The 428-nt window shown below is 33.6% G+C and carries 1 protein-coding gene; it reads left to right on the forward strand.

The features are described from left to right. Positions 1-8 precede the first annotated feature (8 nt). A complete protein-coding gene (locus AOA60_RS34810; RefSeq protein ID WP_099586440.1) occupies positions 9-128 on the forward strand; it encodes an aspartyl-phosphate phosphatase Spo0E family protein in 120 nt (39 codons plus the stop codon). Positions 129-428: the final 300 nt, after the last annotated feature.

A 428-nucleotide genomic window follows, 5' to 3' on the forward strand; every position in this document is an offset into this window, starting at 1 on the left:
TAAATGCATTGCGCTATCATATGATGAAGTTAGCTAAGTCCAAAGGGCTTAATCATCCTGACACTATTAAATGTAGTCAAGAGCTTGATGAATTCTTAAATAAATACCAACAGATAAAGTCAATTTAATTTATTCTCCAGTTTATATGAATTCTATACTACTAGGGCTTTCCGAAGTTGGTCCTCCCTTTTAGAATTCTAACACTCTCATTTGAAACTATTGCTATACTTAAACCGAAATCTAATTGAGGTACAGTAAAATCCTCCACCCACCATCTCTTTTAAACAAAACTCCCAGTTTCAATTAAAATTCCTTCCTTTTCAAGCCTTTTATGCTGATAAGGAATATGGCTTAACTTTTTATACCTTTCATTCCAAATTACATTAATGAATGGAGAGGGTGCTTTGAGAAAAAAGTCGGGGGACATC

It is taken from the genome of Pseudomonas sp. 2822-17 (assembly GCF_002742485.1).
Taxonomy (GTDB): domain Bacteria; phylum Pseudomonadota; class Gammaproteobacteria; order Pseudomonadales; family Pseudomonadaceae; genus Aquipseudomonas; species Aquipseudomonas cyclaminis.